This window comes from Niastella sp., assembly GCF_045805085.1.
GTDB lineage: Bacteria > Bacteroidota > Bacteroidia > Chitinophagales > Chitinophagaceae > Niastella.
The window spans coordinates 1-10,114 of sequence record NZ_JBJMLX010000542.1 but is presented as its reverse complement, the minus strand read 5'-3'; the positions used below and the strand labels follow the sequence as shown (position 1 = coordinate 10,114).

5 protein-coding genes and 1 tRNA gene are annotated in these 10,114 nt (G+C 44.4%); all 6 read right to left on the bottom strand.

The genetic code is table 11. The features are described from left to right. Positions 1–210: 210 nt before the first annotated feature. The 6 genes from ACJ751_RS28215 to ACJ751_RS28190 all read right to left on the bottom strand — a co-directional run bounded on the left by ACJ751_RS28215 (position 211) and on the right by ACJ751_RS28190 (position 9,995). A tRNA-Gly gene (locus tag ACJ751_RS28215) sits at positions 211–283 on the bottom strand. Positions 284–323: 40 nt separating this feature from the next. Next, positions 324–1,670: a TolC family protein gene (locus tag ACJ751_RS28210; protein WP_407748885.1), complete on the bottom strand. Its 1,347-nt coding sequence runs from the start codon at positions 1,668–1,670 to the stop codon at positions 324–326. A gap of 240 nt (positions 1,671–1,910) precedes the next feature. Beyond that, positions 1,911–2,579: an ABC transporter ATP-binding protein gene (locus ACJ751_RS28205; RefSeq protein ID WP_407748884.1), complete on the bottom strand. Its 669-nt coding sequence runs from the start codon at positions 2,577–2,579 to the stop codon at positions 1,911–1,913. A 147-nt stretch (positions 2,580–2,726) separates the two neighbouring features. Then, positions 2,727–5,153 (bottom strand): ABC transporter permease, encoded by a 2,427-nt coding sequence (locus ACJ751_RS28200; RefSeq protein ID WP_407748883.1) that lies wholly within the window; start codon positions 5,151–5,153, stop codon positions 2,727–2,729. Between the two features lie 27 nt (positions 5,154–5,180). Continuing rightward, positions 5,181–7,592, bottom strand: coding sequence for an ABC transporter permease (locus tag ACJ751_RS28195; protein ID WP_407748882.1), 2,412 nt, complete (start codon positions 7,590–7,592; stop codon positions 5,181–5,183). Between the two features lie 27 nt (positions 7,593–7,619). After that, the gene (locus tag ACJ751_RS28190; RefSeq protein WP_407748881.1) at positions 7,620–9,995 is read right to left on the bottom strand and encodes an ABC transporter permease; all 2,376 of its coding nucleotides are present in this window, start codon (positions 9,993–9,995) and stop codon (positions 7,620–7,622) included. Positions 9,996–10,114 lie beyond the last annotated feature (119 nt).

Genomic DNA, 10,114 nt, shown 5'->3' with positions numbered 1-10,114 from the left:
TGCCTTTGAGGCTGCAGAAAAGAATGGTAAGGCTGCCGATCTGCAACGGGAGTTGGAGGAATTATTTAATAAAGAGAATAGAAGCGGTAATGCAAATACAACATCTATACCGGCTACGTTTTTACTGGTAAAGGCGGTGAAGTAAGTTTATACTATATAATCATAAATAAAAAAGAGGACGTCTCAAATTTGAGACGCCCTCTTTTTTTGAGCGGAAGACGAGATTCGAACTCGCGACCTGAGGCTTGGGAAGCATCCACTCTACCAACTGAGCTACTTCCGCATATAGCTAAGTTAATTAAAAATTATATGCAACGGTAAAATTACCACAAAGGTTTTCCCTGATAGTAGTCAAGGATCTTTGTACGCAAAACATAATCGTAACGGGCGATAATGAGGTTTACATTGGCGCGGTCGTAGTTGTTTTTGGCAATGAGATAGTCAACCGAGGTAGCGGCACCATTATTGAACCGCACTTCGGCAGCCCGGAACGATTCGGCATAGGCAGCCACCTGTTCAAGCAATGCCTCGTATTTGTTCTTTGCCGCCGTCATGTTAAAATAATCCTGTTCTATATTTTGCTTTAACTGTATTTGCTTTGTTTTCGAGGTAAACTCTGCGGTTTTAAGATCGATCTTTGCCAGCGCTATCTGGTTACGGTATCGGAAATTATTAAAGATGGGGATGCTGATGCCAACGCCTACATAGGTACGGTAATTATTGCTAAGCTGGTCGTAGTACTCGATCTTTCGCGATGCAGAATCACGGGCTGCGCTGGAGTAGGGGGTATAGAATCCACCGCCCAGGCCAACACTTGGAAACAAGTTTCCTCTTGCTGCCTGTACTGCTTTCTCTGCACTCTTTGTACGCAGGTCGGCGGCTTTTATTATGGCCAGTTGTTGTAAGGCAATGGTGAAAATGCTGTCGGGCGTAGCCGCATAATTCATTTCAACCTGGTCGGCCCGCAGTCTCTCTACCTGTAAGTCTTTGTTATAGGACGTATTCATCAATTGCGCCAGGGATAACCGGGCCCCATCAAACGCATTCTGATTGGTGATGATGCTTACCTTGTTATCGGCCAACAATCCTTTCAGATCTGTAAGGTCCGATGGTTTTATGGCGCCCTGCTCGTTCATGAGCTCCAGGCGTTCTACCTGTTTCTGGGCTACTTCCGCCGTTTTTAGTGACTGTTGTAACAGATCGCTGTTGGTGAGTATTTGTAAGTAAGCCAGTATCACGTTCAGCATCAGCTGGTCTTTGCTCGTTTGTAATTCCATTTTGCTGGCTTCATAGGCATATTGACTGCTTTTAAGCGTATTCATCAACCGCAGGCCATTGAACAGGGTTACATTGGCCGATACCTGGTAACTGCCTGTTGTGTTTTTCTGATCTATATAGCTGTTGGTACTAAGGTCAATGCTACGGCCCTTGTTAAGCGTATGGTCAATTTCTCCGCTCACATTCGGTAACAGGTTAGCCTTCGACTGACGCCAGGTTACAGCGGCCCGCTCCATGCTGAAGTCGCTTTGCTTTACATCCAGGTTACTTTCCCAGGCTGCCTGCACGCATTCCTGCAGTGATAATGGACGGCCGGTGATCATTTGTGACCGGCCATCCATATACATACTCATGGCTATACTCAACACTAAAAAAGTCTTTCTTAGTAACATTTGTTTTTGTTCTGTTATAAGGTTATTTACTGGCAGTCGGCAATCGTGAATCGTGAATCGTGAAACGGCAAACGTGAAACGTGAAACGTGAAAGGGCTCGCGAAATGGTAACATTCCTCTCTATTTTCATCTCTAACTCATCTCATCCTTCGCCCTTTTATCAACCCTGTCAACTCTATCAACTTTGTCAACCCAAAATCTTTCACCTCGTCAACTGGTTAACTGGTCAACTGGTCAACACTAATTTCCCTTTTCGATTCTTCCATCCAAAAGGTTAATAATGTGCGAACCGTACCCCGCGTTCTTTTCTGAATGGGTTACCTGCACAATGGTTACGCCTTCTTTATTTAATTGTTTGAACAGGTCCATGATCTCTTCGCCCTGTTTTGAATTCAGGTTACCGGTTGGTTCATCGGCCAGTAACAATTTGGGTTTGGCAATAAGGGCGCGGGCAATACCTACCAACTGTTGCTGACCACCGGAAAGCTGGGTAGGGAAGAGGTCTTTTTTGCCAACGATATTAAAACGATCGATCATATCGGCCACCATGGCCTTGCGTTCGTTTGTTTTGATGTTTTGATAAATAAGCGGCGTTTCAATATTCTCGTACACCGTTAACTCGTCGATGAGGTGGTAGGCCTGAAAAACAAAACCTACATATTGCTTATATACTTGTGAACGTTGCTTTTCTTTCAGTGAATGCACTGGCTGGTCCATAAAAATATATTCGCCTTCGTTGGCATCATCGAGCATACCCAGGATGTGCAGCAGGGTTGATTTGCCTGAACCGGAGGGCCCCATGATGGAAACAAATTCCCCTTCTTTGATCGTCAGATTAATATCTTTTAATATAAATGTTGGTTTACCGCCTACCTGGTACCATTTTGAAATGTGCTTTAGTTCGATCATATTTTTTGTTCTTGGTTTGTAGTTAAGTCCCAATACATGCCAGAATGTAATAGGATGATTTGCAAGATACTATAAGGGAATCATTGGCGTGTGCGTTTGTTTTCGATACAGAAACTGTCCGGTTTTGATACAACGGCGTACACCCTGTTACTCATTGCGCAAACTCTTCACCGGGTTCATTAACGCGGCTCTTATTGTTTGAAAGCTTACGGTAAACACGGCTATCAATGCGGCTACTACACCGGCCATAATAAACACCCACCAGCTGATGCTGGTGCGATACGCGAAGTCCTGCAACCAGCTGTGCATAACCCACCATGCCAATGGAAAAGCAATAACTGCTGCTACGATCACCAGCCTCAAAAAGTCTTTTGACAACATGGTGGTAATATTACTTACGGTGGCGCCCAGCACTTTTCTGATACCGATCTCTTTGGTACGTTGTTCAGCCGCATAAGCTGCCAGTCCGAACAAACCTAAACAGGCAATTAAAATAGCCAGCGAAGAAAATGAAATGGCAATTACGCCCATCCGTTGTTCGGTACGGTAAATATTACTGAAGTCTTCATCCATGAACGTATAATTAAATGGCTCACCGGGCGCCAGCTCTTTATACAGTCTTTCAATTTGCGTTACGAGGTGATGAATATCGGTACTGTGTATTCGCAGGGCTATGTTGCCCGGGTTTTGTCCCAAGAAAAATGAGAGGGGCATTACCTGTTGCCGCAAGCTGCTGAAATTAAAATCCTTTACAATGCCAACAATATGCAGGGTAGAGACATTTTTGGGGTTGTTAAGATCGCGGATGAAATACAGGTTTTTACCAATGGGATCGTTAAACCCATACATCTTCGCGGCGGCTTCGTTGATGATAATGCCTGTAGAGTCTGTTGGAAATTCCATAGAGAAATTGCGGCCGGCTGCCAGTTGCATACCCAAGGTTGGAATATATTGATCGTCTACATCCCAGGTTTGCATGGATACGGCCTTTTTTTGATCGAGGGTGGGATCGGCAAAGACCGGGTTATCATTTCGCCAGCCATTGGTAGGTAAATAACCGGTCATGGTAGCATTTTCAACGCCCGAAATTTTTACCACTTCATCCCTAAATGTTTTTGCCTTGCTGCCCAGTGGTTGGGTATTATGTAACACCAATACCTGTTCGCGGTTAAACCCGGTTTTATGAGATTGAATATAACGGAGTTGTTTATAGATCACAATAGTGGCAATAATGAGTATGATGGAAATGGCAAACTGAAACACCACCAGCCCGCTGCGTAACCAGCTTGTTTTAAAACCCGAAGCCAGCTTGCCTTTGATAACCTGTATGGGTTTAAAGGACGACAAATAAAAGGCGGGATAGCTGCCTGCCAGCAAACCGGTTATCAACACCATCATCAACAGAATGGGCAATAGCCATGGGCTTGAAAGCAGGTCAAGCTTAATTTCTTTTGCCGACAGGTGATTGAAAGTGGGCAGCATGGCAAAGGTAAGCGCGAGGGCCAGTACCAACGCAATGCAACTGATCAGAATGCTTTCGGTAAGAAATTGTTTTACCAGGTTGGCTTTTAATGAGCCCAATACTTTTCGTACACCTACTTCCCGGGCGCGGTTTGCCGATCGCGCGGTTGACAGGTTCATAAAGTTCACACAGGCGATCAGTAAAATGAAAAAAGCAATGGCCGAAAAAATATATACATATTGAATGTTGCTGTTGGGACCTAATTCTGCTTCTTTATCTGAATGCAGGTGAATGCTGGTGAGCGGAGTTAAGAAGTGCTTTTCGTAGTTCCCGCTTTTTTTAAACTCGTCGAGGTTGATCGACATAAACTGCATCACCTGCGGACCTACATATTTTTCAACCAGCGCATCAAATTGCGCTTCCAGCTTTTTGGGATCGGCGCCTTCCTTTAATACGATATACGTGTTAAAGTTGTTGCTTAACCAGTTATTACGCCGGCTTTCTTCGAGGGTAGCCATGGATACAAAGAAGTCGTAATTGAAATGTGACTGTGCAGGAATGTCTTTGATAACCCCGGTGACCTTATAATTATCCCGGTTGTTGACGATGAAATTTTTGCCAACTGCCTGTGTAGTGTTGAAGTATTTACGCGCAGTGGTTTCAGTGATCACCAGGCTGTTGGGCGCCTGTAACGCTGTTTGCGGGTTGCCATCGATTATGGGCAGGGTGAATACATCGAACAGGGTAGAATCGGCATATATTACATGGTCTTCCTGTACATTCTCATTGCCCTTTTTTACCAGCAGGCCGCCCATACCCCTAAAACGTACATACTGCTCTATCTGCGGGTAATCTTTTTTTAGCGTAGGGCCCATGGGGTCGGTTACTGTTGCCAGTACAAAATGGTTACCGCCAAATTTTATATCGCTATCTACCCGGTAAATGCGACCGGCTTTTTTATTATAACGGTCGTAGCTGAGCTCATCGAGCACAAAGAGCATAATGAGCAAACAGGTGGCCAGGCCAATGGCCAACCCGATTATGTTGATAGCCGAAAAGCCTTTGCTTTTCCAAAGATTTCGCAGGGCTATCTTTATATAGTTCTTAAACATGATTTGCTGATATTAGGTTATCAATTTCTACTCGCTTCTCAATGCTTTCACCGGGTTGGCCAATGCTGCTTTGATCGCTTTATAGCCCACGGTTATCCAGGCTATGGCTACGGAGCCAACGATGGCGCTAACAAAGAACCAGATACTTAAAGGAACGCGGTATACAAAATTATTCAGCCAGCTATGCATCATATACCAGGCAACCGGCATCGCAAAAAAGAAGGATACAATGATAAGAACGGTGAACTCTTTTGAGAACAATTGCAACAAACTGGTAATAGAAGCGCCCAATACTTTCCTGATGCCTACCTCTTTTGTTTTTTGCACCGCCATAAATGAAACCAGTCCGTATAAACCCAGGCAGGAAATAAAAATGGCCAGCCCAGCAAAGATCTTATACAACAGCGACAACTGTTCCTCCTGCTGATAGAATTCCGCAATGCGTTCATCGAAGAAAGCAGGGGAGCTGGCGTATTCAGGAAAGTACTGGTCCCAGGTTTTTTGAATGGCTGCTTTGGTGGCAGCTATATTGCTGGTGTTTAATTTAATGCCCACCCGGGTATAAAAATTCTTTTGCGTTGAAATAAACAGCGGTTTTATTTGTTCCTTCAGTGAATTGGTTTTGAAGTCTTTCATGACGCCTACAATAGGATACCACTTGTTTCTGCCCACCCGAATGCTTTTACCAATAACATCATTGACGTTTTTTACGCCCAGTTTTTTTACCAGTGTTTCATTGATCATGCCTTCCCGCATGGTATCGCTTTCCTGAACGGCGCGGCCGGCCACCAGTTGCAAACCAAATGTCTTTATGTAATCGGCATCGGCATATTTCAGCGTTAGCTGGAATTTTTCATCAGGCTGGTGGTCATAAGCGAAATTCGTTGACCAGGTATTGTCGGATGATGGTTCATCGGAACTAAGACTAACCGATCTTATACTGGGTATTTGTAACAATTGTTGTTTAAAAGCATTTTGTTTTTTTACCGAATTGCTATCAGCGCTTACATTCATTATCAGCACGCCTTCTTTTTGAAAACCCAGATCGGCATTTTTGATAAAGTTCATCTGGCTGATCGCAACAACAGTTGCAATGATCAATACCTGTGAAATAGAAAATTGCATCACCACCAATCCTCTTCTTAATGATACTCCACCTACATTGGCCGATACCATTTTATTCTTTAAAGCATTGATGGGGTTTAGCTTCGACATTACCAGTGATGGGTACAACCCTGCCAGCCCTGTTACCGCAATGCCTATACCCAGTATCATGCTGATAGTGGCTGGTGTAAACAGCGTAAGCGATTCCTGTATGGAAGCAATATGTTTAATGTAGGGCAGCGCCAGGTAAGCAATGCCCAGGGCCACCATTATAGAAATGCCTACTATCACGGCTGTTTCGCTCATGATCTGTTTAAACAACTGTCCGCGGTTACTGCCCAGCACTTTGCGAATGCCCACTTCTTTCGACCGTTTAACTGATAAGGCCGTTGACAGATTTACAAAGTTCACACAGGCCATCAGGATAATAAATATGCCTATGAGCAACAACGTAAGCAGTGTTGATTTACTGGTCACATGATCGCCAAATGATTCATACTGGCGGTCGAAATGGATGCTGCTTAATGGTTGCAGCGAGTTTGTTTTTATGGAATTGGCATGTAAATGCTGGTAATGGTTCTTGCTGAATTGTAACAAACCCTTATTTACGTCTTCCATTTTTACTCCGGGTGGCAGCAGGGCAAAAATGTTGAAATTGCTGGAGGTGCTGTTCCATTGATCAGCATGAGAAAAATATTCACCGTATTCTTTTAGGATTTCATAAGATATCAACACAGATAATGGCAGATCGGAATTCGCGGGTACATTCTTTATAATGCCATTTACTTTTAATGGAAGCATATTTTCCAGTAACAACGTTTTGCCCATGGCCTGCTTCCAGTTACCGAAGTATTTGGCAGCTGTTTTTTCATCGAGCACCACAGTGCCCGGGTCTTTTAAGACGGCAGCATTACCCGCCAGCCAGTCGTACCGGAACACATTGAAAAATTGTGGTTCCATAAAAAAGATGCCGGTTGCCTCAATAAACTTGTTGCCAGACCCATTTGTAGCGGAAGGCACCGTGATCTGACTGCCATAGGTTGAACGCAGCGCGCCAAATTGGATATGAGGAAATTCATTCCGTAAAGCTGCCAGCGCAGGCACGGGTATGCCGGCGTTGTGGGTAATGTCGTTGTCGAATTTATCCTGCGTTACCACGCGGTATATTCGATTGTAGTTGGGTTGAAACGTATCGTAACTCAATTCGTACTTCACTACAATAAATACCAGCAGGCTGGCTGCCATGCCTATTGACAGGCCGGTTATATTTATCAGGGAGAACGCTTTGCTGCGTACTATGCTTCTCCATGCGGTTTTGAGATAATTCTTGAACATGTGGTCTACTTTTTTCTGGGTTTGAAACTATTCGGTTCTCAGGGATTTTACGGGATTGGCTACGGCTGCCTTAAAGGCCTGGAAGCTGATGGTTAAAAGGGCTATCAGCACGGCCAGCATACCAGCCCCGGCAAATACCCACCAGCTGATATTGGTACGGTAAGCAAAATCGAGCAGCCATTTGTTCATAAAATACCAGGCAACGGGTGCGGCAATAAGGAAAGAGATGCACACCAGTTTTAAAAATTCTCTTGATAACAGGTTGATGATATTCGACACCGAAGCGCCCATCACTTTGCGGATGCCGATCTCCCGGGTACGTTGCATGGTGCTGTAAGATGCAAGCCCCAATAAGCCTAAACAGGAGATGAAGATAGCCAGTGCCGCAAAATTCAGGAACAGTCTGCCAAAGCGTTCTTCACTGCGGTATTGCCGGTCAAAGAATTCATCCATGAAATAATAGCTAAACGGCCGGTTGGGGATCACTGTTTTAAATTCTTTTTCAATGGCGGCGATGGTGGATTGGATACCGGCGGCATTCACCTTAGCTGATAACAACCTGAGCTGGGGCCATTCCATACGCATGGTCAACGGCTTTATGGGTGATTGCAATGAATGATAATTAAAGTCTTTTATTACGCCAATGATCTGCCCTTCATGTCCCCATTGTTTAAACCGCCTGCCAATTGCCTGCGAAGGGGAGCTGTATCCCAGGATCTTTACAGCCGCTTCATTCAGGATCATCGCATTGTTTGAATCTGTTTTATACGCGCGGTCAAATGGCCGGCCTGCTACTATTTTTATTTTGTACAGCGGAATGTAATCGAAATCCACCCAATAAAGATCGAGGTTGGCAATCTGCATATCGCCCTTTATATTTTCTATTTCGGAATAGGCGCCCGGATGATTACTGCCCGGTACACTAGCCGACAATGAGGTTGCCTGAACGTTCGGTAAACGAGCAACAGCTTGTTGCAAGGCTTCCCGGTTGCCTTCGCCGGTTTCTATTACCAGTACCTGGTCTTTGTTGAAGCCAAGGTCCCTGTTTCGCATATAACGCATTTGTGAATACACGGTAATGGTGCCAATGATCAATGCGGTAGAAATAGCGAATTGAATAATAACAAGGCTCTTGCGTAAAATGCTTCCCTTGGCGCCGGTGGCAAACCGGCCTTTTAAAACCATTATGGGTTTGAAGGAAGATAAAATAAATGCCGGGTAAATACCCGCTAACAATCCGATTACAAGGGCAATACCTAATAACAGGAACAACAACCCGATATTTTTAAAGATACCTGTGCTGATGATCTTGCCTGCCAGTTGGTTAAAAGGTGAAAGCAACAGGGAAGAAAGCCCCAGCGTTAACAGAAAAGCGATCAAACAGATGATCACCGATTCGCCCATGAATTGCCGCGCCAGTTGACCACGCACGGCGCCGGCTACTTTTCGAATGCCTACTTCTTTTGCTCTTTCCGATGCTCTGGCTGTAGTAAGATTGATAAAATTAATACAGGCAATAAGGAGAATAAACAATGCAATAACAGAGAATATGTACACATTTTTGAGACTGCCAAAATTAAAGCCGCGGGTTGATCTCAGGTATATATCTTTCAACGGTTCCAGCAACAGGGTAGGGAACATCTGTATTTTCTTCATTTCCGTGCCATTCCATTTATCAAGGAATGAAGGAAATTTCTTTTGCAATGCAGTGGGGTTTGTACCGGGTTTAAGCAGGATAAAAGTAAAGGGACCATAGTTAGACCACTGGTCATTAATGCCTTTGGCGAATTCGTTGGTAATAGTACTTAGTGACAATAACACTTCACTTTTTATCTGGGTGTTTTCGGGCATATCTTTCATAACACCCGTAACCATTGCCGGCTTTCCCTCACTGGTGATCAGGATTGTTTGACCCATGGGGTCTTCTTTGCCGAAATACTTTTTTGCAGCTGTTTCTGACAGCACCACACTGAAGGGCTGATTTAATGCAGTGCGCGCATTCCCTTTTAATAATGGGAAATGAAATATGCTGAGGAAAGCTGAGTCGACCCAGATAGCCCCTTCTTCGTTGAATTTTATATCGCCTTTTCTGAACAACACATTGTCATAGTTCACCCGGGCGACTGCTTCTATTTCGGAAAAATCAAGCATTAAATGAGGAGCCACCGCCCAGGCCGGACCTCCGGTGTTGATGGTCTCTGTGGGTGTTTTCAGATCGGTTACCATCCGGTAAATGCGATCGGCTTTGGGATGAAATTTATCGTAACTCATTTCAAACCGTACATACAGGAATATGAGCAGGCAGGCCGTCATACCCACGGTTAACCCCATAATATTGATAAAGGAGAAAACCCGGTGACGCCACAGGTTCCTGAATGCGATCTTAAAATAATTCTTTAGCATATGTTGGGTCTTGTTACGTGAATGGTCAATTTATCTCTCCTAAGCTTCTTCTTCCTTGTTAACTCGTCAACTTGTTAACTGGTCAACTTACTACTCATTTCTCAAGGCTTTCACCGGAT

Coding starts and splice junctions, on each gene's coding strand:
- ACJ751_RS28210 (WP_407748885.1), bottom strand. CDS start 1,670: ATGTTACTAAGAAAGACTTTTTTAGTGTTGAGTATAGCCATGAGTATG.
- ACJ751_RS28205 (WP_407748884.1), bottom strand. CDS start 2,579: ATGATCGAACTAAAGCACATTTCAAAATGGTACCAGGTAGGCGGTAAA.
- ACJ751_RS28200 (WP_407748883.1), bottom strand. CDS start 5,153: ATGTTTAAGAACTATATAAAGATAGCCCTGCGAAATCTTTGGAAAAGC.
- ACJ751_RS28195 (WP_407748882.1), bottom strand. CDS start 7,592: ATGTTCAAGAATTATCTCAAAACCGCATGGAGAAGCATAGTACGCAGC.
- ACJ751_RS28190 (WP_407748881.1), bottom strand. CDS start 9,995: ATGCTAAAGAATTATTTTAAGATCGCATTCAGGAACCTGTGGCGTCAC.